Below are 21,491 nucleotides of genomic sequence, written 5' to 3'. Positions count from 1 at the left end.
ATGAGTACTCAGGATATTGGCGGCCCCGCTCAGCCGCTGCTGATCGGCACCGATCTGGTGAAGCACTTCCCGTTAAAGGGCGGATTGGGCAAAGCGGAACGGGTGCGCGCGCTGGACGGTATCGCGTTCAGCGTGATGAAGGGAGAAACGTTGGGCGTTGTCGGCGAATCCGGCTGTGGAAAATCGACGACGGCCCGCGTGTTGATGCAGCTTATCGCGCAGGATAGCGGCGAGCTGATTTTCGACGGGCTGACGGTCGGCGGCAGCCAGCTGTCTTTGCGCGACTACCGGCGACAGGTGCAGATGGTGTTTCAGGACAGCTACTCCTCGCTGAATCCGCGTCTGACGATGCAGGCGGCGGTCGCCTTCGGGCCGTCGGTTCACGGGGTGCCTGCCGCGGAGGCGAAACGACGCGCGCGCGATTTGCTGGAGAAGGTGGGACTGGACCCCACGCGCTTCGCCGGGCGTTATCCGCATGAGTTGTCCGGCGGCCAGCGGCAGCGCGTGAATATCGCTCGTGCTTTGGCGGTCGAGCCGCGGCTGGTGATTCTGGATGAAGCGGTCTCGGCGCTGGATAAGTCCGTTGAGGCGCAGGTCATCAACCTGCTGTTGGATTTGAAAGAGAGCATGAATCTGACCTATGTCTTCATCAGCCACGACCTCCACGTGGTGCGCTATCTGTCCGATCGCATCATGGTGATGTACTTGGGCGAGGTGGTGGAGGTCGGTCCCGCGGAAAGTCTGTTCGAGCGGGCGCGTCATCCTTATACGCGCGCGTTGTTAAGCTCGATGCCGTCGATGGACCCTGGCGCCCGAACCCAGCAGGCGCCGCTGAGCGGCGATCCTCCGAGTCCTATTCGGCCGCCGTCCGGCTGCCGTTTCCATACCCGCTGTCCGCACGCCGAGGCGGTGTGCGCCCAGCGAAAACCCATCATGTCATCCTGCGGCGACGGGCATCAGGTGGCTTGCCTGATGGCGGAAACGGATGCCGGGCATTCGCACAGCGCCGCCGCGCTCACTACCGAGGAGGTCTGAATGACGACACAATCTTTAATGGCGGTCGACGATCTGCGGGTGACGTTTCGCCGTGGCAATCAGACGCTATCGGCGGTGAACGGCGTGAATCTGGCGCTGGGGCGTGGAGAAGTGCTGGCGTTGATCGGCGAATCCGGCTCCGGAAAAAGCGTGACGCTGCGTGCGTTAATGCGCCTGCATCCGGCCCGAACCACGACGATTGATGGTCAGATTCGTATCGCCGGTCAGGATGTGATGTCGCTGTCTCCGCGTGAACTACGGGCGATGCGTGGACCCACGGTCGCGATGATTTTTCAGGAGCCGTTACTGGCGCTCGACCCGGTTTACACCATCGGTCAGCAAATCATGGAAACCGTTCGCAGACACCGCGCCGTTTCCCGTCGGCAGGCGCGCGAAATAGCGCTGGACGCACTACAGCGGGTCAGAATCCCCAGCCCGGAACAGCGACTTAACGCCTATCCGCATGAAATGTCCGGCGGGATGCGGCAACGCGCCATGATCGCGCTGGCGCTGGCTTGTCAGCCACAGCTGTTGTTGGCCGACGAACCCACGACGGCGCTGGATGCCACGGTGCAAATCCAGATTCTGATCCTGCTGCGCGAATTGCAGCAACAACTGGGCCTGTCGATCATTTTCGTGACGCACGATATCGGCGCGGCGGTCGAAGTGGCCGACCGGGTTGCGGTGATGTACGGCGGACGCATCGTCGAGCAGGCGCCGTTGGCCGAGCTGATGCAAAGCCCGCGTCATCCCTATACGCGCGTGTTGCTCGGCACTCGCCCGCAGGGCGGACTGGAAAAAGGAAGCCGTCTGGTGAGTATCTCCGGCGCGCCGCCGGATCTGGCTAATCTGCCCGCGGGCTGCGCGTTTGCGCCGCGCTGCCCGCAGGCCAGCGAAACCTGTCTGCGCCAGGTGCCGACGGAGAGTCGGGTCGCGCCGTCGCATCAGGTTTTCTGCCATCACTGGCAGGAGAACTAGGCCGATTTGCCTGAATGGGCCGGTCGTAGCGGCCTTTTTGTGGCCGGAAGTGCTGCCGTTAGCGGAATAACAGGAAATTAGCCATTTTCTGATAGAGCGTGTGTCAGATTCCCCGTATACCGTTGCCATACGCCGCATCGCGGTGACGTAGAGGGTATGATGATGATTAAACCGCTGTTATTCGCTGCTGTTATGGCAGGAGTGGTCTATACGATGCCCGCCGCGCAAGCTGACAGCCTGAGTCTGTCGTTGCCGGGGGTGCAGCTGCACATTGGCGATCGCGACAGACGGGGCTATTACTGGGACGGCCGCTACTGGCGCGATCCTGATTATTGGCGCGAACGCCATCACTATCACAGACCGCCGCCGCCGCCGCGTCATTACTATGAGCCGCCGCCGCGCGTGATCGTCGTGCAGCCGCCGCCGCGGGTCTACCGCGAGGAGCGCCACCACCGCGGGCCTGACCGGGATTGGGATCGTCGTGACCGCGATCGTGGACACCATCATCGTGACGACGATCGTCATCGCTAATCGCCCGTCAGACGGCAAGAGGAGGCTCGCTTCCCTTGTTGCGACACCAGGCTGATTCAGCACCGTTTTCTTCTCAAGGGATGCCAGCAAGCGCGGCATCCCTTGTCATTTCAGGCATTGGTATCCTACGTTGAATCTCTGGCGAAGCCCGTTTGACCTGTCCCGGTACGGTAACGGTCCACACCTGCGTTTGGGGTCATCAACTGTCGGGGACGTCATTTCAGGTTTCTCAGGATCATGTTTTGCACTGCGCTTTTTGCCCTGTTCTCTGGTGCGGCCGTCTCGAGAAGGGAATGCGCTTCTTCGCCCCATGCCTGCCGGTGTCTCTTCGTGCGGTGTTTGGACGGGGTGGTAGTGGAGGGGATATCTCATATAATCAGGGTTAACAGATGAAGTATCATCCCCTATAAGCGAAGGGCGTGCAGACGCGGTCATTGCCTGTAGCATCATGGCCGACTCATCCCTTTTCAGCGTTATCAGACGGGGCATCAGGCGGCCTCGGCAACCGGTAGAGAGGAGACACCATGCTAGATCATATTTGCCAGCTAGCGCGTGAGGCGGGCGACGCCATCATGCAAATTTACGAGGGACAGGCGCCGGTTGAGGTCAAACATAAGCAGGATGACTCACCGGTGACCGCGGCCGATATCGCTGCGCACAAGGTGATTGCGCGGGGGCTGACGACGGACTATCCGGCGATTCCCTTGCTGTCTGAAGAAGATCCGCCGCAGTGGTCAGAACGCCAGCGCTGGCAGCGTTACTGGCTGGTGGACCCGCTGGATGGAACGAAAGAGTTTATTAGTCGTAACGGGGAATTCACCGTCAACATCGCGCTGATTGAAGACGGCAAACCGGTGCTGGGCGTGGTGTACGTACCGGTGACCGGCGTGATGTACGCCGCCGCGGATGGCAAAGCCTGGAAAGAGGAGTGCGGCGTCCGTCTGCCGATTCAGGTACAGGACGCGCGTCCTCCGCTGGTCGTGGTCAGCCGTTCCCATGCGGATGCGGAGCTGCAGGACTATCTTGCTCAACTGGGCGATCATCAGACCGTCGCTATCGGTTCATCGCTGAAGTTCTGTCTGGTGGCGGAAGGAAAGGCCCAGCTTTATCCACGGTTTGGACCGACTAGCGTATGGGATACCGCCGCAGGACACGCTGTGGCGCTGGCGGCGGGCGCACAGGTTAACGACTGGCAAGGCCAGCCGCTGTCTTATCTCCCTCGCGAATCCTTCCTCAACCCCGGATTCCGCGTTTCCCTGTATTAATCCTGTCAGCCTATTCTCCGGGCTCATGTCCTTGGCCCGGAGCCCTTCAGAGGCTGTTCTCGCGCTCTCCCTTTCTGTAACGCCTTAAAGTTTTATGAGGATTGTCCGAAACTTTTAAGCGCCGTCGTCATTCCGTCATACAAGGACGGTATAACACCGCACGGCCTCAATGATTTGGCTGAAACGGCGGGAGACGCCGCTGGCAATTGGTGTTCTGTATTACCCTGGTATTTGAAGGTTTATTCTGATTTATCAAATTTTGCGTTTTTCTGTTCCGTAAACTAATGTAAAAGCGATAAATAATGCTGGCTTATAGGGAACTTCCCATTAAATATCGACCCTAAATGTAGGATAAAGCTTGGTGCGTCATACACCCTGTACCGGGTTGGTGGCAGGAGGCGCACTACTGGAACAACGTAAGGAGAGGAAGTATGAGGATCTTCGAACGCTATAATCCCTTTAAAGTCGCCAAGTACGTGAAGACACTGTTTCGCGGCCGCTTGTATATCAAAGGGGTTGGTGCTTTTGAGTTCGATTACGGCAAAATTTTACTGCCGAAAAAGAAAGACAAGCAGCATCTTGAAGTCATGTCTGAGGTAAACCGTCAGGTCATGAAACTGCAGTCAGAGCTGGCATAACGCCGCTTATCGCCCTCGAAATAGGGATGTTGGAGACGGCGGACCGAACTGTTGCGACACATGCAATGAATTGATGCACGATGTGTAAAAAGAACAGGTTCGGATCTGCGCCGGTATGAGGGTGACCGGTACGCCCTGCGGTTATCCAGCGTCAAAAAAAGGCCCGTTAACGGGCCTTTTTTAATGGGTGAAACACCGTTTTATGGCTGCACGATGGTGACATCCGGGGCCGCGCTTCCCGCCGGTTTGTCTTCCAGTCGAGTGACCAGCAGCTGGTCTATCTTGTAGCTGTCGATATCCACCACTTCGAACTTGTAGCCTGCGAAACGCACGAAATCAGTTCGTTTAGGGATTTTTCGCAGGGTGTACATCATGAAACCGCCGATGGTTTCGTAGTTGCCGGAGTGTGGGAAGTCGTCGATATTCAGTACGCGCATCACGTCGTCGATCGGCGTGCCGCCCTCGATCAGCCAGGAGTTGGCGTCACGCGCCACAATCTGTTCTTCCAGCCCCTGACCCACTAAATCGCCCATGAGCGTCGTCATCACGTCGTTAAGGGTTATGATGCCGACCACCAGCGCATATTCATTCAGAATCACTGCGAAGTCTTCGCCCGCGGTCTTGAAGCTTTCCAGCGCCTCGGACAACGTTAGCGTATCCGGCACGATCAACGCAGGACGAATTTGTACGCCGCTGGTCAGTTCCAGGCTCTGATTTCCCAGCACGCGGTTCAGCAGGTCTTTGGAATCGACATAGCCGACGATCTGATCGATATGGCCGTCGCAAACCAGGAATTTAGAGTGCGGCTGCTGGGCGATTTTATCCTTGATACTTTCCTCGTCGGCATGTAGGTCGAAAAACACCACGCTTTCGCGAGAGGTCATGGAAGACGGTACGGTGCGGGATTCCAGCTCGAACACGTTTTCGATCAGCTCATGTTCCTGCTTACGCAGTACGCCAGCCAGCGCGCCAGCCTCCACCACTGCATAAATGTCGTCTGAAGTGATGTCGTCCTTACGCACCATCGGCAGCTTGAGCATCCGGAAGATCATGTTCGCCAAGCCATTAAACAGCCAGACCAACGGCCGGAATATCAGCAGACAGAAGCGCATGGGGTTGATGATCCGAACGGCAACCGTTTCGGGGGCGATCATGCCTATGCGTTTCGGCGTCAAATCGCCAAGCAGGATAAACAGGCTGGTAACCAGCACGAAGGAGCAGATAAAACTGACACGCTCGGCCATTTCCGGCGACATCACATTATCGAACAGCATGTTGAAGTAGGGGGAGAAGGCGGCGTCGCCGACGACACCCGCAAGAATGGCGACGGCATTAACGCCAATCTGAATCACGGTAAAGAAAATACCGGGCGTCTCCTGGAGCTTCATCACGCGTGCGGCGTTTTGGTTGCCCTCGTCCGCCATGAGTTTGAGCTTGATTTTGCGCGATGCAGCCAGGGAGATTTCAGACACGGAGAAAAACGCGCTAACGGCGATAAGAAAAATAATTAATAACAAACTGTTTAACATAGTTTTTTCGCTTTGCCTCAATAGACAGGGCGATCCTCAGGAAGGAAAATAATCATGAACCGACGGCAGGGAGCCGTGGACAAGGCCGGTTATCAGCCTCATGCCCGCGGCATTATAGCAGGAGCGGTCAAAGAACCGCCAGCACTGGCGTGAGGCGATCAGTGGGCCGCTAAAACGGCGTTTTAACGAGGAAAAAACGCCGTCGGTTTTAACGCGACGGCGTTCGGTAAAATCAGCGCTGCGGCGGCAGGCAAACGCCGATGCCGCCGAGTCCGCAGTATCCTTCCGGATTTTTGTACAGGTACTGCTGATGCTCATCTTCGGCATAGTAGAACGGCCCGGCCTCAGTGATTTCGGTGGAGACCGTTCGCTTGTCGCCTGCCGCTGCCATCGCCTGCTGGAAACGTTGCAGGCTCTCTTTCGCCGCCTGTTCCTGTTCCGGCGTCAGCGTATAGATCGCTGAGCGGTACTGCGTGCCGATATCGCCGCCCTGACGCATCCCCTGCGCCGGATCGTGATTTTCCCAGAACACTTGCAGCAGCTTCTCATAGCTGATGATGGCCGGATCGAAAACGACCCGCACGACTTCGGCATGACCGGTTTTGCCGGTGCAAATTTCCCGATAGGTCGGATTCGGCGTGTAACCGCCGCTGTAGCCGGAAGCCGTACTGTAGACGCCCGCTTGTTCCCAGAACAAACGTTCCACTCCCCAGAAGCAGCCCATAGCGAAAATGGCGACGTCCATGGTGTCCGGCACATGCGTCATCGAGTGTTGGTTGACCACATGGAGCCGGGCGACAGGCATCGGCGTGGAGCGGCCAGGCAGCGCGTCGGTCTGACTTATCGGCTGCGTTTTATCAAAAAGTGAAACCACGTTGAGCTCCCGTTTGCTGATTGAATCATCATTATCGGTTACGGTTCCGGTATCGTCCGGGCAGGATAAAAGGGTGTGCGAGCGAGTTTCCCCTTGTATACACTATATTTTAGGCTTTACCGGCTAATATCTATGGCTAAAGAGAAACAATTTAATTCTATAGGGTGATCAGGGAGCGCAGTGGCGATTTTTACATTGAAGAGGAATTTTTATCGCACCGGCGGCCTCCGCCTGTGCCGTGCGATAGGTGTGTGCGGATTACTGCTGGCGAGTGCGTCTGCCAGCGCCGCTTCCAATGTCCGTCTGCAGGTCACGGGACTGACGGGCGACCTGCAAAAGAACGTGCGAGCGCAGCTGTCGACCATTACCGCCGATGAAGTGAGCGCAGATGGACGTTTCCGTTCCCGCGTCAACACGGCTGTTCGACAGGGTTTGCGGGCGCTGGGCTACTACGATCCTGAGATCGACTTTCAGTTCTTACCCGCCGTCAATGGCGGCCGTCCGGTGCTGATGGTCAAGGTGACGCCGGGAGAACCGGTGAAAATCGCCGGTGTGGACGTCGATATTGAAGGGCATGCTCGTAACGACGAGGATTTCCTGAAGCTGAAGAAAGAAAAAACGCCTGCGCTGGGTACGATCCTTAACCACGGCGATTATGACGATTTTAAAAGCGACCTGAACACGCTTGCCGTCAGCAAAGGCTACTTCGACGCGCACTTCCTCAAAAGCCAGCTGGGGGTGATGGACTCGACCCATCAGGCCTTCTGGGACATCGACTACGACAGCGGCGATCGCTATCGCTTCGGCGCGCTGAGCATCGAGGGATCGCAGATCCGCGAAGAGTACGTCCGCGCGCTGCTGCCTTTCCACGAAGGCGATGACTACACTTCTGAACAGCTGGGCGAATTCAACCGCCGACTCTCGGCCACCGGATGGTTTAACTCCGTGGTGGTGTCCCCCGACCTTCAACGCGGCAGAGAAAACAAAAATAAAGAGCTGCCGATGGAAGCCCTGCTGTCTCCGCGGACGCACAATACCGTTGAAACCGGGGTCGGCTACGCGACGGACGTGGGTCCGCGCGTGAAAACGACCTGGAACAAACCCTGGGTCAACTCCAGCGGCCACAGCCTGCAAAGCAGCTTCAGCGTTTCGGCTCCGGAACAGCAGCTCGATCTGAGCTACAAAATCCCGCTGCTAAAAAGCCCGCTGGAGCAATACTACCTTTTGCAGGGCGGCTTCAAGCGTGAGGACCTCAATGATACCAAGGCGGACTCCACCACCCTGAATGTGGCCCGTTACTGGAACTATTCCAGCGGTTGGCAGCGTTCAGTCAACTTGCGTTGGAGTCTCGATCACTTTACTCAGGGGTCGGTGACCGACACGACGATGCTGCTTTACCCCGGCTTCAACGTGAACCGTACCCGTCAGCGGGGCGGTTTGATGCCGACGTGGGGGGACTCGCAAAGCTACTCCATCGACGTGTCCAATACCGCCTGGGGATCCGATATCGACTTCTCCGTCTTCCAGGCGCAGAACGTCTGGATCCGTACGCTGGAAGAGAAACACCGATTCGTCGTGCGCGGCAATCTGGGCTGGATTGAAACCGGCAGCTTCTCCCGCGTGCCGCCATCCCTGCGTTTCTTCGCCGGGGGCGACCGCAGCATTCGCGGCTACAAATACAAATCTATCTCTCCTCGCGATGGCGACGACAAGTTGACCGGGGCCTCCCGGCTGGCGACGGGCTCGCTCGAATATCAATACAACATTACCGGCAAATGGTGGGGCGCGGCGTTCATCGACAGCGGTGAAGCGGTCAACGACTTCAAGCAAAGCAACTTCAAAACCGGGGCGGGGGTCGGCGTCCGCTGGGCGTCCCCGGTTGGGCCTATCAAGCTGGACATCGCACGACCTATCGGCGATCCGGAAAAACACGGTTTACAGTTCTACATCGGTTTGGGGCCTGAATTATGAGTAAGTTGAAAAAAATCGGGATCGGCCTCATTGCCGTGGTATTAGCGCTACTGGTGGCGTTGACGTTGTTGGTGACGACGACGCCCGGGCTGCATTTCATGCTCAGTTCGGCCACGCGTTGGGTGCCGGGATTGGCTATTGGGAAGGTAGACGGCGGCTGGCGCGACCTGACGTTACAGGACTTCAGCTACCAGATGCCGGGCGTGACGGTGAAAGCTTCCCGTCTGCATCTGGCTCTGACTCCGAACTGCCTGTGGCACAGCCGACTGTGCATTAACGACCTGTCGCTACAGGGGCTGGACGTGGTGGTGGACACCAAGGCCATGCCGGCCGCCGCTCCGGAGAACACGACCGCCAGCGAGCCGACCACGGAAATCTCTACGCCGGTGACGCTGGATCTGCAACATTTCAGCCTGCAAAACACCCGCGTGACGGTGGACGATGTCGCCATCTCGCTGGCGGAATTTCAGACCGGCATGCTGTGGCAGGGACGGTCACTGACGCTGCAACCGACCCGTATCGCTTCTTTACTGGTCGCGCTGCCTAAAACCCCCGCGGGACTGGTCGTCAAAGATAACGTGACGGCGGGCGACGTCGCGCAGACGCTGCCGCAGGTGGCCAAAGCGTCTCAGGATAAAGAGGCCGGAGACGCTAAAGCGGCGTCGGCGGAGAAAGCGCCCGCCGAACCGCCGTTAGGCGAGCGTCTACAGGCGATGTTTGCCAAGCCGCTGCTGAACGACATGCCGGACATCACGCTGCCGCTCGATGTGACGATCGCGGATATCACTGGCGAGCAGCTGCGTGTCACCGGCGATCAGGATGTGACGATCAACCGTCTCCAACTGCAAGCCTCCACGCTGAAACAGGCCGTCACTCTGCAAAAGTTCAGCGTACAGTCCCCGCAGGGATCGCTGTTCGCCAACGGCGCGGCGACGCTTAACGGCGACTGGCCGGTGACGTTTAACGCCAACGGCGCGCTGAACATCGACCCGTTGAAGGGGGAACGCCTGAAGCTCACCGTCGACGGCGCATTGCGGCAGCAGCTGAAGCTGGCGATGAATTTGTCCGGTCCGCAGCGCGCGCAACTGAATATCGACACGGCGCTGGCTGAGACGGGCCTGCCGTTGACGCTGAAACTGCAAAGCTCACAGCTGCGTTGGCCGGTGACCGGCACCGCGCAGTATCAGATGAATAACCTGCAAGTGAACTTTGGCGGTAAAGCGACGGACTATGCGCTCAACGTGAAGGGCGATATCCGTGGCAGCGCCGTTCCGCCCGCGTCACTGCGGGTCGAAGGGAAAGGCGATTTGCAGCAGTTCGAGCTGGCGCACCTGCGGCTGGATGCGTTCGAGGGCTACGGCGATATCACCGCGAAAGTCGACTGGCGCGACGCCGTCAACTGGAGCAGCGCGCTGACCCTCAGCCGTATCAATACGGGGCGGCAGTGGCCGGATTGGCCGGTACGCCTTAACGGCAGCATCAAGGCTAACGGGCAGGTCGTCTCCGGCAGTGACTGGACGCTACAGGTGCCTCAGGTGCAGATGGACGGCAGCATCCGTCAGAACAAGCTGACGGCGAAAGGTTCCCTGAGCGGTAACGCGGCGGGGCAGTGGAACGTGCCCGGACTGAATCTGGCGCTGGGACGCAACCAAATCAACGTGAAGGGAAAACTGGACGACCGCTGGCAGTTGTTGGCCGATATCAACGCGCCGGAGCTGAATGGCATGTTGCCGGGTCTGGGCGGGCACATCCTCGGCAATCTTCATCTGGACGGCCGTCGTGACGCGCCTCAGGTGCGCGCCGACTTAACGGCCTCTGGGCTGCGCTGGCAGGAACTTCGGATTCAGCGTATCGACCTGAAAGGCGATGTTCGCTCTGATCAGCAGATTCAGGGGACGCTGGCGCTCAAGGTGGCCCAGCTCACTCAGGGGGCGCTGAAGATCAGCTCGGTTGACCTGGCAGCGGGCGGCAACGAAAACAAACATCAGCTCCAGCTCACCGTGAAAGGCGAGCCGGTTTCCGGCCAGCTTGCGGTGAATGGCAGCTTCGACCGCGCTCAGCAACGCTGGCGCGGCACGTTGAACAACACCCGTTTCGATACGCCGGTAGGCGAGTGGCGGCTGACTCAGGCAATGTCGCTGGATTATTTGGCGGCGGCGCAGAAAATCACCGTCGGCACCCACTGCTGGGTGAATCCGCATGCTGAAGTGTGTGTACCTAAACCGATAGAGGCGGGTCCGAGCGGACAGGCCAGCGTGCGGCTCAACCGCTTCGACCTGGCGATGCTGGAGCCTTTCCTGAGTGAAGATACCGTGCTGAGCGGGCGTTTCACCGGCGATGCCAATGTGAGCTGGCAGGCAAACGGCGGACTGCCGCAGGCCAAAGTCACATTGAACGGCGATGGTGTAAGCGTACGCCAGCAGATGCAGGGCGGCGCGCTGCCGGTCGTCTTCGACACACTGACGCTGAACGCCGGTCTTGACCGCGGTCAGGCCAAAATCGGCTGGCGGATGGCGATTCGCGGCAACGGCCGTCTGAATGGCGACGTGCTGATCAGCGATCCGCAGCAGCGCCGTAACCTGAGCGGTACGGTCACCATTGATACGCTGTCGCTGGATATGCTCAATCCGGCGTTGCAGCAGGGCGAAAAAGCCGCGGGTATTCTGAACGCCAATCTGCGGTTAGGCGGCAACGTCGAACGTCCGCAGATCTTTGGTCAGATGGTGTTGGAAAAACTGGATATCGACGGTAACTGGATGCCGGTCGATCTGAAAAATGGCCGTCTTGCGGTGTACTTCAATGGCATGTCCTCCACGCTGCAAGGCTTCCTCAAAACGACGCAAGGGCAGGTCAACCTGGCCGGGGGGGCCGACTGGTCGCAGCCGGATGCCTGGCGCGCGCGCGTGGCGGCGAAAGGCGATCGTATGCGAGTGACGGTGCCGCCGATGGTGCGTCTGGATGTGTCGCCCGACATCGTTTTCGAAGCCACGCCGCAGCTGCTGGCGTTGAACGGGTCAGTGAATATTCCGTGGGCGCGCATCGTGGTGCATGACCTGCCAGCCAGTTCGGTGGGCGTTTCGTCGGACGAGGTGATGTTGAATGAAGAAGGAAAACCGACGCAGCAGAAATCGACCTCGATTCCGATCAACAGCAACCTGACTATCCATATCGGCGACGACGTCAAACTGGATGCTTACGGCCTGACCGCCAATCTGGCGGGCGATCTGAAAGTCGCGCAGGACGAACGTGGTTTGGGGCTTAATGGCCAAATCAATATTCCCAGCGGGCGATTCAAGGCGTATGGTCAAGATCTGCAGGTTCGCAAAGGTCAGCTGTTATTTGCGGGACCGCCGGGACAACCGATGCTGAATATCGAGGCTATCCGTAACCCTGACAACACGGAAGACGATGTCACGGTGGGAATTCGCGTCACGGGCTCCGCGTCGGCGCCCAAGCTGGAGGTCTTCTCCGATCCGACCCTATCGCAACAGGAAGCGTTGTCCTATCTGCTTCGCGGTCAGGGGCTGGATAGCAGCGGAACCGATAGCTCAATGATGACCTCAGCATTGATCGGTCTGGGGGTTGCGCAGACAGGCCAAGTTGTGGGTAAAATCGGCGAGGCTTTCGGCGTAAGCAATTTAGCTCTGGATACACAGGGCGCTGGCGACAGTTCGCAAGTCGTCGTCAGCGGTTACGTCGCACCGGGCCTGCAAGTCAAATATGGCGTGGGTATATTTGATTCACTGGCAACGTTAACGCTGCGTTATCGTTTAATGCCGAAACTATATCTGGAGGCGGTGTCTGGCGTCAGTCAGGCATTAGATGTGCTCTATCAGTTCGAGTTTTAGCGATGCGAATTATTGTCTATGGCAGTTTACGACGCAAACAGGGAAATAGTCATTGGATGACCAATGCGCAATGGCTAGGCGACCATCAGCTCGAAGGCTATGAGCTGTATGATTTAGGTCACTATCCGGCGGCAGTGGCGGGTGAGGGGGCGGTCTACGGCGAAGTCTATCGCATTAGTTCCTCCATCCTGACCGAATTGGATGCTTTAAAACGAGACGGCGGCGAATATAAGCGCAAGCTGATATTCACCCCTTACGGCAGCGCCTGGATCTATCTTTACCAGCGCTCCGTGACCGGTCTGCGGCGCATCAGTAGCGGCGACTGGTCCAAACGCGACGAGGAAGCGTAACCGCTTTTCATCGTCCTCTCGGCGGCCCCGATGCCCGATGTCGGGGCAGGCATTGAAGCCGGGAACATCGTTTTTCAGTCTGCATCAGTCAATAAAAAACACCGCCCGTTGCGGTGTTTTTTTTATGCCTTCATCAGAGGCATTCCACCCTGTTTGAGCGCAAAAAAGCGCGCAGACAACGGCCTGCGAATTTTAACGCGTGAGACGCGCCGCTGGACGTCAGAAACAACAAGGGGGCTGAGCCGTTAAGCTCAGCCCCCTTGCAGGGTCAGGTGATGCGCGGATAGGAACGTCTTCCCGCTACGCTGTCACCATCAGGATTACTTGTTTTTGGCGCGTTCGAAAGAGGCAACGATTTCCGCTTTAGCCGCTTCTGCGTTGTCCCAGCCTTCCACTTTCACCCATTTGCCTTTTTCCAGATCTTTGTAGTGCTCAAAGAAATGGCCGATCTGCGCACGCAGCAGTTCAGGCAGGTCGTTCACATCCTGAATGTGCTCGTACTCTTTGCTCAGCTTGCTGTGGGGTACGGCAACCACTTTGGCATCTTCACCGGATTCGTCGGTCATTTTCAGTACGCCAACCGGACGGCAACGGATCACAGAGCCTGGCTGCAGCGGGAACGGGGTCGGAACCAGCACGTCGACCGGATCGCCGTCCAGCGACAGGGTGTGGTTGATGTAACCGTAGTTGCACGGATAGAACATCGCCGTAGACATGAAGCGGTCAACAAACAGCGCGCCGCTTTCTTTGTCTACTTCGTATTTGATGGGATCGGAATTCGCGGGAATTTCGATGACTACATAAATATCTTCCGGAAGCGATTTGCCTGCCGGCACCGTATTCAAGCTCATGTCGGTTTCCTTCTCTTTCAAACCAGAAATGGAGTGGCGGTCATTATAGCCAACTCGTCGTGAAAGTCGCGGTTTTTAGCAGTGCGGACGCCGGTTCGACGCGTCGCAGGGCCGGGACGGCTCCCGTTAGGACTAACGTTATGGAGGTGGTGGCTAGCAAGCTAACCATAACCACTATAATAATTAATTTAATTGAAGACTAAGGGTGATGATCCGATAAGAAGGGGCTTCTTTAATGAGATTTATCTATTTTTTATGGCTTTTTCATTAAGTTAAGAGGGATTTTTGGATGTTGAAAAATATCACGGTGAAGTCGAGCCTGATTGTATTGCTGAGCGTCATGGTGCTGCTGCTGCTTCTGGTCAGCGGTATCGGCGCCAATGCTATCAGCCAGGGAAATGCGTCATTAAGCTCGATCGATAAAATACAGGGGAAGGAATTGGGGACGCTGGCGGCGAGCTATACGGCGACGCTGCGAGCCCGTACTACCGCCTATCAGGCCGCGCGGCAGTTGGATGAGGGCAACGTCACCCGGGCGAAGGAAACGCTGTCACGCGTTGAAAACTATCTGGCGCTTTCTCGTAAGGACATGGATGAGTTTCTGGCGTATGGCACGGTGACCGCCAAAGGCGCGATCCTGGCCGAGCAGATCAAAACCAGCTATGAAAGCTATCGCAACCAGGGCATCGCTCCGATGATGGAAGCGTTGAAAAAGGGCGATACCGTCGAGTTCTACAAAATCACACAAGACGTTGTCGTGCCTTATAGCATGGCGATGGATAAAGCCATCAACGACTTCCGCGTCTTCGCCATCATGGTGGGAGACAACCTGCTGACCAAGGCTGAAGAGCTGGCGTTAAGCCGTCTCTCAATTATCGGCCTGTCTTGCGTCCTGACGCTGCTGCTGTCCGGCGTCGCCTGGGTGGTGATCAAGCGTCTGATCCTGCAACCGTTAGATCGCTCCGTTCATCAGTTGGAAGTCATTGCTGGCGGCGATCTGTCCCAGCATATTGAGGACGGCGGCAAGAACGAAATCGGCCGTCTGATTCAGGCGATGAAGACGATGCAGGATGCGCTGGCGACCGCCGTCGGGCGTGTACGCGATGCGGGAGGACAGATTGAAGTCGGCACGCGAGAGCTGTCCGCCGGCAACATTAATTTGGCCGCTCGTACCGAAGAATCTGCGGCGTCACTGGAACAGACCGCCGCGAGCATGGAGCAGCTGTCCTCTACGGTGAAACTGAATGCGGAAAGCGCCGATCAGGCCTATCAACTGTCGCAGAACGTTGCCAGCATCGCGGACAAGGGCAGCGACGCCGTACGTCGGATGCTGGAAAAAATGGAGCTGATCTCGACAAGTACGGCGAGCGTGGCGGATATTCTGGCCATGATCGACGGCATCGCTTTCCAGACCAACATTCTGGCGCTGAATGCGGCGGTTGAAGCGGCGCGGGCAGGCGAGCAGGGACGTGGTTTTGCTGTGGTGGCTGGCGAAGTGCGTAGTCTGGCTCAGCGCAGTGCGCAGTCTGCCAAAGAGATCAAAACGCTGCTGGAAGACTCGCAGGTCCAAGTGCGTGAAGGTACGGAGATCGCGCAGGTCGCTGGTGAAACCATGAAGGACGTGTCGTCCGCCGTGGTGCAGGTGACGACGCTGATGGGCGAGATTTCCACCGCGACCCGCGAGCAGAGCAACGGCATCGATCAGGTCAATACCGCCGTGTCGCAGATGGACAGCGTGGCGCAGCAGAATGCCTCGTTGGTCGAAGAGTCGGCTTCGGCGACACGTTCGCTGGAAGAACAGGCGATTGAACTGGCGGCCAGTATGGAACTGTTTAAGCTGGACAATGAGCCGCTGGCTGCGATTGGCCGCAGCTAAACGAGAGTAAGAGAGTAACGCGGCGCTGCGAATCAGCGGCGTCGTGAATCACGCGATGCAGGTTATTTCTGTTCGGAGGATGAGGAGGAGTTCCTGCGTCGCTTTTTCCAGATTTTCGTTTCCTGACCGCGCCACAGACGCTGAATATTATCGTGGTGACGGACCAGAATCAGGCAAGACAGCATGGCGACCGGGAAGGTCAATTGCGGTTTAAACCACCAGACGTAAAACGGCGCGATCAGCGCGCTCACAATAGCGCCCAGCGACGAATACCCGCTCAGCAGCACGGTCAACAGCCAGGTTCCCGTCATCAATCCCGTTAAATCCCAACCGATAGGCGCGATGGCGCCGAATGCGGTCGCGACTCCTTTGCCGCCGTGAAAGCGGAAGAACAGAGGATAGATGTGCCCCAGACAGGCGGCGATGGCGATCAGACCGAGATAAAACGGCGTGACGCCAACTTCATAAGCGCCCCAAACGGGCAGCATGCCCTTCAGGATATCGAAAACCAGCACGGCCGCTGCCGCGCCCTTACCGCCGACGCGCAACACGTTAGTGGCTCCGGGGTTTCCCGAGCCGTTTTCGCGTGGGTCTGGCAATCTGGCGATCCTACAGACCAGAATCGCACTGGAAATCGAGCCGCACAGGTACGCGAGGATAATCATTCCTAGCGCGGTAGCACTCATAGTATGCGTCCGTCTAATAAAGGTCGTTTTAATATTAGCATCCAAGGATAATACGCATATTCGGCCGGAAGTGGTATCCGGCAGCCGCAAAAACAGAGGGTAAGGTAATGGATATCGTATTTATCGAAGAACTTAGCGTGATTACCACGATCGGCGTTTACGACTGGGAACAGACCATCCAGCAAAAGCTGGTGTTCGATATTGAAATGGGATGGGACAACCGCGCCGCCGCCGTCAGCGATGATGTCAAAGATTGTCTAAGCTATGCGGATGTCAGCGAGGCAGTGATCGCGCTCGTCTCCACACAGCGGTTTGCGCTGGTTGAACGTGTGGCTGAAGACGTGGTCCAAATGCTGATGAAACGATTCGGGATACCGTGGATGCGTCTCAAAGTCAGCAAACCGGGTGCAGTCGCTCAGGCTCGTGCGGTCGGCGTAGTGATCGAGCGGGGAATGAGATAATTCCGTTATGCAATGATTAGAGACCCTTCCTAAGGTCATTAGCCCGTAATCTCATTATTTTAATGTCGTTTCATATGCAGCGGCTCGCGTGCAGCGAGGCCGCTTTTTTATGGTTACGGTTTGATGGAGCTGAACAGGTAATGACAGATTCATACACGTTGCTGGTGGCGTTTATCCTTGGGATCGTCGAGGGGCTGACGGAGTTTTTACCCGTCTCGTCGACTGGACATATGATCCTTGTCGGTCATTGGTTGGGATTTGAGAACGATCTGTCGAAAACCTTTGAGGTGGTGATTCAGCTGGGGTCTATCCTGGCGGTGGTGGTCGTGTTCTGGCGGCGGATGTTTGGGCTGATTGGCATTCATTTTGGTCGCGAACCTCATGATGGCGTCAAGCCTACCGGGCGTTTGACTCTGGTGCATATCTTGCTGGGCATGGGGCCGGCGGTGGTGTTGGGGATGTTGTTCCATGACGCCATCAAAACGTTGTTCAACCCGCAGATGGTGGCATGGGCGCTGATCGCCGGCGGTATTTTACTGCTGATTGCCGAGAAGTGGCGTCCTAAAACTCCGCGTGCGGAAGGGCTGGATGATATTACCTATCGTCAGGCGTTCTACATCGGGTGTTTTCAGTGTCTGGCGCTCTGGCCGGGATTTTCCCGTTCCGGCGCGACGATCTCCGGCGGGATGTTGACGGGCGTGAGTCGATTTGCGGCGTCCGAGTTTTCTTTCATCCTGGCGGTGCCGATGATGTTGGGAGCCAGCGGGTTGGACTTGTACAAGAACTGGCACCTGATGAGCCTGTCTGCGCTGCCGATGTTCGCCATCGGCTTCATTACCGCGTTTGTGGTCGCGATGATTGCGATTAAAACGTTCCTGGCGGTGATCAAACGGATGTCGTTCGTGCCTTTCGCCATTTACCGCTTCATCGTCGGCGCGGCGGTATATGTGATCTTTATGTAACACGCTAGGGGGCTCCCCTAAACGGGGGCTTTAACTGTGGTGTTAAAAACGGCCTTTCCTCTGCGGCAACGCATACGGGAAAGGCCGTTTTTTTTAGTCAGCGCTCTGCTGGCTATCTTTCCAATCTTGCAAGGCGCGACGACGACGCCAGTGCAGTTCGTCGCGGATCGCCGCATTGCGGAATCCATCGGCCACGACCTGCGCGCTGGTGACGCTGCTGGCGACCTTGAAGGCTTCGCGTAGATAGTCGCCCTGCGGATAAGGCTTGTGCTCAAAGCTAGTTCGCCCACGCGCGTCGGCCTCGCTGGTCAGAATCAGCTGATCCAGACGATGCGGCTTGCGCCAGACGTCGATGCTGTCGAACAGCTTCAACAGGGTCTTAGGTTGCAAGATGGGTGCGGTATGCAGCAGATCGTGGTATTCCGCCACCAGCTTCGCCAAATCGCGTATGTGGTTAGGGATCCGCAGGCGCTGGCACATCGCTTCAATCAGCTTGATGCCCGCAGGACCGTGTCCGTGATGACGCGGCCACAGCGACGGCGGCGTCAGGCCTTTGCCGACGTCGTGACACAATGAGGCGAATCGAACGTCGATCTCCGGACTGAGCTGCGCCGCGATGGCCAGCGTCATCATGACATGAATGCCGGTGTCGATTTCGGGGTGCCATTGCGCGGGGGCAGGGACGCCAAACAGATTGTCGATTTCAGGGAACAACACCTGCAATGCGCCGCAGTCCCGCAGCCGCTCAAAATAGACCTGCGGCGAGTTCGAACCCAGCGCCTTTTCGGTCTCTTTCCAAACGCGTTCCGGCGTCAGACTGTTGAGTTCGCCGCTGTCCACCATCTGACGCATCAGCGCCAGCGTTTCCGGCGCAATCGTAAAGCCGAGATGAGCGTAGCGGGCGGCGAATCGCGCGACACGCAATACTCGCAGCGGATCTTCGCCGAAGGCGTCGGAAACGTGGCGCAGCAGTTTTGAGGCGAGATCGCGTTGGCCGCCGTAAGGATCGATCAGGCTGCCGTCTTCATCTTGCGCGATGGCGTTGATGGTCAGATCGCGGCGCAGGAGATCGTCTTCCAGCGTCACGTCCGGACTGGCGTTGCAGACAAAACCGGTATAACCCTGCCCGGATTTACGTTCCGTTCGGGCCAGGGCGTACTCTTCGCGGCTGGTGGGGTGCAGGAAGACGGGGAAATCCCTGCCGACCTGCTGATAGCCGAGTTTCAATAGTGTTTCGGGCGTAGCGCCGACTACCACCCAGTCTCGCTCGGTGACGGGTTGATGCAATAAACCATCGCGCACGGCGCCACCCACAAGGTAAATCTTCAAACCCAACTCCTGAATCTACGGTTTCTTAATGACGATGGCTCACTATAACCTTTATTGATGTTCAGTGCCGGGTTTGACGATGGGCAACGGGTTAGCCCATCCAGCGATCGTTTTTCTTGCGACGCGGGATCAGATGCGGCAACACGAGCCCCAACAGCAGACCTGCGCCGGCCACGCCGCCGCCGTACATAAACCATTGCAGGATTAAAGTGCGCTGTTTGTCATCCAACTGTACGTTGGCGGCATTGACCTTCTTCTGCGCGACGACCAGCTGATTTTTCAGATCCTGATTTTCGCGCTGCAGGCCGGTGATCACGTTATCGCTGGCGGCGACCTTCTGCTGCATATCGGCGGTACGCTGGTTCCAGCTCTGGTCGATATTGGTCAGCTTGTCGGTCAGGACTTTCACCTGATTCTCCAGATCCGGCACGCGGGTGCGCAGGCTGGGCGTCTGGCTCAGCTGATCGAGCGGGATCCAGCTGGCGCGACCTTTGCTGTCGCGGATCTGGGCATAGCCCGCTCCGTCGTTGACTTCAACGACGGAGACTTCTTCACCGGCTTTCAGCGTGCCGACAATACGGTATTGGTTGCCCGGTCCGCTGTGGATGTAGGTGATAAGTTCATCGGAGATATAGCGTTTTTCTTCCGCCTGGGCACCAAAGGTGATGGCAAGGCCAACGAGGCCGGCAATAATAAAGCGTAATTTCTGCATAAGATCATCAGGTTGCGTGAATGAATGTGAAATATTCGTCGGATAAGTCTGACGACGAGGGGGACAAACCTAAATGGGAACTGTCTTACTCTTGTTTGTCAGCCGAAGACGCAGGATAACCGATGATGGCGGTGGTCGCACGTCTGGCGGCAGGGGATGGCAACGGTGGCAAGGTAGCGTAAAATGTTATTTACTGACGAAATTCCCGCAGCATCCGGTGTAGCTAACGATTATGAGTGAAGAGATTGAACTGAAATTTATTGTCCACCCTGACACCGTGCCAGCCCTGCAAGCGCAGCTGAATGAGTGGAAGAGCGACTACAGCCACAGCAAGCATTTACATGCGCATCAGTTGGCGAACATCTATTACGAAACGCCGGACGGCTACCTGCGTCAGCATGGGATTGGGCTGCGTATTCGTGGGGAAAACGGTCGCTACGAAATGACCGCCAAAACGGCGGGCAAGGTGGTCGGCGGCCTGCATCAGCACCCGGAATACAACGTCGAACTGGCGGGGCCGCAGCTGGATATTCGTCTCTTGCCGGACGATATTTGGCCAGAGCATTGCGACCTGGATGTGTTGGCGGCGGAGTTAACGCCGTTGTTCAGCACCGATTTCCGTCGTGAGGTCTGGGTGGTGTCTCATCATCAAAGCGTCATCGAGATGGTGCTTGACCGCGGCGAGGTGGTGGCCGGCGATGTGCAGGAGCCGATTTGCGAGTTGGAGTTAGAGCTGAAGGTCGGGCAGCGCAGCGACCTGCTGGAATTCGCCAACGAGCTCTCCGACGTAGGCGGTCTGCGACAGGGCTATTTGAGTAAAGCGGCCCGCGGTTATCAGTTGGCTAAAGGCAACCCGCCGCGCGAAAGACATGCGCTGACGTTCATGCCGGTCAAAGGCAAAATGACGCTCGACGAGGGGATTGAGGCGGGTCTGGAGTTCGGGCTGGCGCACTGGCAGTATCACGAAGAGCTGTGGGTGCGGGGCGATCGGGCCGCGCGCGACAGCATGCTGGAGGCGGGAACGCTGCTGCGTGAAATGCTGGTGTTGATCGGCGGCGTGGTGCCGCGCAAAGTGACGTCAGAATTTCGCGGCGCTTTGACGGCGCTGGAAGCGAAGGCTTCGACGGATCTCGACGCGGAGACCGTCTGCTTCGATAAGGATTACCTGAAAAGTAAGCTGGTGTTGACGACCTGGCTGCTCGAAGCGGGCTGGCGTCGCTATATGGATAACCGTGAGCGCATGCGTTTGCAGAGTTCCTATAAACGCTTCGCCGATATCATGCTGAGCCGGAGTTTGGCGGAGCTGAAGTCCGTCTTTGCGCATTCGCTGACGTCGCTGCATTACGAACAGCAACTGCCGCGTCTGGAACGTGGACTGAGCGCTTTTATGCTGCTGGGCGGTTTTTATCCAGAGGAAGAGGCGGGCGATTATGTTGGCCTTTGGCGCGAGCTGGCGCAGCAAATCGCGAAGCTTAATGTCCACCAACCGGTGCCTGTCGCGTTGGATGATATCCGTAAGCAGGCGATTACCTGTCCGCCTTTCTGGCTGAACAGCGGACAACCATGATGCAATGAACCCAGCCGCCTGTCGTCGG

The 21,491-nt window shown here is 57.5% G+C and carries 18 protein-coding genes; 12 read left to right on the top strand and 6 right to left on the bottom strand.

What is annotated here, in order from left to right; genetic code table 11:
* The 5 genes from CKQ53_RS01990 to CKQ53_RS01970 all read left to right on the top strand — a co-directional run bounded on the left by CKQ53_RS01990 (window position 1) and on the right by CKQ53_RS01970 (window position 4,447).
* Window positions 1–1,035, top strand: coding sequence for an ABC transporter ATP-binding protein (locus CKQ53_RS01990; protein ID WP_085651136.1), 1,035 nt, complete (start codon window positions 1–3; stop codon window positions 1,033–1,035).
* Window positions 1,036–2,013, top strand: a complete 978-nt coding sequence (locus CKQ53_RS01985) for an ABC transporter ATP-binding protein (RefSeq protein WP_094118425.1) — start codon at window positions 1,036–1,038, stop codon at window positions 2,011–2,013. It abuts the gene before it with no gap.
* Window positions 2,014–2,169: 156 nt separating this feature from the next.
* A complete protein-coding gene (locus CKQ53_RS01980; protein ID WP_409359763.1) occupies window positions 2,170–2,544 on the top strand; it encodes a DUF2502 domain-containing protein in 375 nt (124 codons plus the stop codon).
* Between the two features lie 524 nt (window positions 2,545–3,068).
* Window positions 3,069–3,809 carry a 3'(2'),5'-bisphosphate nucleotidase CysQ gene (gene cysQ / locus CKQ53_RS01975; RefSeq protein WP_085651138.1) on the top strand — a complete coding sequence of 247 codons (741 nt, stop codon included), beginning with the start codon at window positions 3,069–3,071 and terminating at the stop codon, window positions 3,807–3,809.
* Window positions 3,810–4,240: 431 nt separating this feature from the next.
* Entirely contained in the window at window positions 4,241–4,447 is a 207-nt protein-coding gene (locus CKQ53_RS01970) for a DUF1107 domain-containing protein (RefSeq protein WP_026739210.1), read from the top strand.
* A 200-nt stretch (window positions 4,448–4,647) separates the two neighbouring features.
* On the opposite strand, the gene paeA is transcribed toward CKQ53_RS01970, so the two are convergent.
* Window positions 4,648–5,976 carry a polyamine export protein PaeA gene (gene paeA, locus CKQ53_RS01965; protein ID WP_085651139.1) on the bottom strand — a complete coding sequence of 443 codons (1,329 nt, stop codon included), beginning with the start codon at window positions 5,974–5,976 and terminating at the stop codon, window positions 4,648–4,650.
* 232 nt (window positions 5,977–6,208) lie between these two features.
* Complete coding sequence (gene msrA, locus CKQ53_RS01960; RefSeq protein WP_094118426.1) at window positions 6,209–6,850, bottom strand: peptide-methionine (S)-S-oxide reductase MsrA; 642 nt, start codon at window positions 6,848–6,850, stop codon at window positions 6,209–6,211.
* A gap of 231 nt (window positions 6,851–7,081) precedes the next feature.
* Here msrA and tamA point away from each other — a divergent pair, with 231 nt between their 5' ends.
* From tamA to CKQ53_RS01945, 3 genes are read left to right on the top strand one after another with little or no spacing between them, the layout of a single operon-like run.
* Window positions 7,082–8,821, top strand: coding sequence for an autotransporter assembly complex protein TamA (tamA, locus tag CKQ53_RS01955; protein ID WP_244201033.1), 1,740 nt, complete (start codon window positions 7,082–7,084; stop codon window positions 8,819–8,821).
* The gene (tamB, locus tag CKQ53_RS01950; RefSeq protein WP_118894591.1) at window positions 8,818–12,669 is read left to right on the top strand and encodes an autotransporter assembly complex protein TamB; all 3,852 of its coding nucleotides are present in this window, start codon (window positions 8,818–8,820) and stop codon (window positions 12,667–12,669) included. Before tamA ends, tamB begins: the two co-directional genes overlap by 4 nt.
* Before the next feature lie 2 nt (window positions 12,670–12,671).
* Window positions 12,672–13,019, top strand: a complete 348-nt coding sequence (locus CKQ53_RS01945) for a gamma-glutamylcyclotransferase family protein (protein ID WP_085651142.1) — start codon at window positions 12,672–12,674, stop codon at window positions 13,017–13,019.
* Window positions 13,020–13,339: 320 nt separating this feature from the next.
* Here the strand turns inward: CKQ53_RS01945 and ppa are convergent, their stop codons facing one another.
* The gene (ppa, locus tag CKQ53_RS01940) at window positions 13,340–13,870 is read right to left on the bottom strand and encodes an inorganic diphosphatase (protein ID WP_085651143.1); all 531 of its coding nucleotides are present in this window, start codon (window positions 13,868–13,870) and stop codon (window positions 13,340–13,342) included.
* Window positions 13,871–14,159: 289 nt separating this feature from the next.
* On the opposite strand from ppa, the gene CKQ53_RS01935 reads away from it, so the two are divergent.
* Entirely contained in the window at window positions 14,160–15,746 is a 1,587-nt protein-coding gene (locus CKQ53_RS01935) for a methyl-accepting chemotaxis protein (protein WP_118894589.1), read from the top strand.
* A gap of 62 nt (window positions 15,747–15,808) precedes the next feature.
* Here the strand turns inward: CKQ53_RS01935 and plsY are convergent, their stop codons facing one another.
* Complete coding sequence (plsY, locus tag CKQ53_RS01930) at window positions 15,809–16,432, bottom strand: glycerol-3-phosphate 1-O-acyltransferase PlsY (protein ID WP_139824049.1); 624 nt, start codon at window positions 16,430–16,432, stop codon at window positions 15,809–15,811.
* Between the two features lie 107 nt (window positions 16,433–16,539).
* Between plsY and folB the strand changes: the two genes are divergently transcribed.
* Together folB and bacA are read left to right on the top strand one after the other, a co-directional pair.
* Window positions 16,540–16,893 (top strand): bifunctional dihydroneopterin aldolase/7,8-dihydroneopterin epimerase, encoded by a 354-nt coding sequence (gene folB / locus CKQ53_RS01925; protein ID WP_085651146.1) that lies wholly within the window; start codon window positions 16,540–16,542, stop codon window positions 16,891–16,893.
* 140 nt (window positions 16,894–17,033) lie between these two features.
* On the top strand, window positions 17,034–17,855 hold the full coding sequence (bacA, locus tag CKQ53_RS01920; RefSeq protein WP_085651147.1) for an undecaprenyl-diphosphate phosphatase: 822 nt from the start codon (window positions 17,034–17,036) through the stop codon (window positions 17,853–17,855).
* Window positions 17,856–17,948: 93 nt separating this feature from the next.
* On the opposite strand, the gene CKQ53_RS01915 is transcribed toward bacA, so the two are convergent.
* Together CKQ53_RS01915 and CKQ53_RS01910 are read right to left on the bottom strand one after the other, a co-directional pair.
* Window positions 17,949–19,184 (bottom strand): multifunctional CCA addition/repair protein, encoded by a 1,236-nt coding sequence (locus CKQ53_RS01915; protein ID WP_085651148.1) that lies wholly within the window; start codon window positions 19,182–19,184, stop codon window positions 17,949–17,951.
* Window positions 19,185–19,275: 91 nt separating this feature from the next.
* Entirely contained in the window at window positions 19,276–19,896 is a 621-nt protein-coding gene (locus CKQ53_RS01910) for a TIGR04211 family SH3 domain-containing protein (RefSeq protein WP_085651149.1), read from the bottom strand.
* Window positions 19,897–20,128: 232 nt separating this feature from the next.
* On the opposite strand from CKQ53_RS01910, the gene CKQ53_RS01905 reads away from it, so the two are divergent.
* Entirely contained in the window at window positions 20,129–21,463 is a 1,335-nt protein-coding gene (locus tag CKQ53_RS01905; protein WP_118894587.1) for a CYTH domain-containing protein, read from the top strand.
* The last annotated feature ends 28 nt before the right edge of the window (window positions 21,464–21,491 follow it).

The sequence above is a fragment of the Lonsdalea britannica genome (assembly GCF_003515985.1).
GTDB lineage: Bacteria > Pseudomonadota > Gammaproteobacteria > Enterobacterales > Enterobacteriaceae > Lonsdalea > Lonsdalea britannica.
The sequence above is the reverse complement of the archived record's forward strand: the minus strand, read 5'-3'. Positions and strand labels throughout refer to the sequence as shown.